This is a genomic window from Gordonia sp. i37 (genome assembly GCF_002043085.1).
GTDB lineage: Bacteria > Actinomycetota > Actinomycetes > Mycobacteriales > Mycobacteriaceae > Gordonia > Gordonia polyisoprenivorans.
In genome coordinates, this window is sequence record NZ_MVPX01000681.1 from 1 (window position 1) to 1277 (window position 1277).

Here is a 1277-nt window from a genome sequence, read left to right on the forward strand (position 1 = left end):
GCGCGGAAGGTGGTGCCGACGTCGGGTAGCGCGTTGGTGCGTTTCGGGTTCGGTTCGGCTGCCCCGACCGGGGTGTTTTTGCGCCACCAGCATCGTCCGGCCCACGGCCCGTCGCGGTAGATCCCGGTGGTGTACTGTCCGGGTTTGTCGCCGACCATGCGGTTGTGTTTCCCGCAGGCGGGGGCGAGGTCACCGATGTTGGTGAGCCCGCCTTTCGCGTGATCTTTGGTGGCGTGATGGATTTCGACGTGCGCGGCGGGCTGGGTACATCCGGGAAACGAGCAGTACTCGCCACCGTCTTTGGCGAACAACGCGATCCGCTGCCCTTGACTCGCCAACCGCGCCCGACCCAAATACAGGGGAAGGTTCGTGTGGTCGTCGAACACCGCCAACCACGGCTGGCACTGGGCCGCGAGTGCGATCACATCGCGGATCGGCAGCAGGGTGCCGGTCGCGCTCACTCCCATCCCGGTTTGCGCGATCAACTCCGACAGGGTGGCTTTGATGATCAGATGCGGCGGCAGCCCGCGATGCGACTGCGGGCCGAGACCCACATCCAACCCGGCGCGCAGGACCGCTTCCAACGCATCGTGGTTGCGTTGCACCTGATCACGGCGATCCCGCGATGCGGCAACCGCCAACGCGTCGGGGTCGGCATCCTCACGACTGCCGGTCGGAGACTCCGGATCGGCGGGGTTGTTCATTCCGGGGGCCGCCCACATCGCCAACACCGCTTCGAGGTGCGCGGTCAAGGTGGGGGTCATCTTCCCCGACAGGCCACTCATTTTCTGCGCGTCTTGCCGGCCGATGCGGATTTGGCGGCGGCGTTGCCGATCCGAATCGTCGGTCAGTTGGCCGTCGGGGTCGAGGTGCGCCAACACCCGTGCCCCCAAAATCCGGAGATCGGACGGGGGGTGGGTGCGGGCGAACCCGGCCATCGTGGCCTCGGCCGACATTTTCTCGTCGAACGGGACTTTCGTGGGGATGCGGTCGAGGACGTCGATCACCACCGCCGCGTGGGAGGGGCCGGCCGCCCCGGACGCCATCGCTTCGGCGAGTGCTGGATATTTGGGGGCGGCAACCTCACCGGTAAAGGTGTGGAAGGTGGCGGTCGCTTTCAGTTGTTTCCACCGCCGCCACGGTTCCGAGATCCGCAACAAGCCGATCATGGCGTCGGTGATCGACCCGAACCCGTACTCGCGGGCGAGGTGGCGGTCGGAGAATTCGACGATCTGCCGATCACCTTGGACGGTGACGCGGGTGATCAACTGTTCGGT

The 1277-nt window shown here is 66.2% G+C and carries 1 protein-coding gene; it reads right to left on the reverse strand.

The genetic code is table 11. From position 1 onward, the window contains the following. A partial coding sequence (locus tag B1964_RS29570) for an HNH endonuclease signature motif containing protein (RefSeq protein ID WP_079932315.1) occupies positions 1–1277 on the reverse strand: 1277 nt, incomplete at both ends.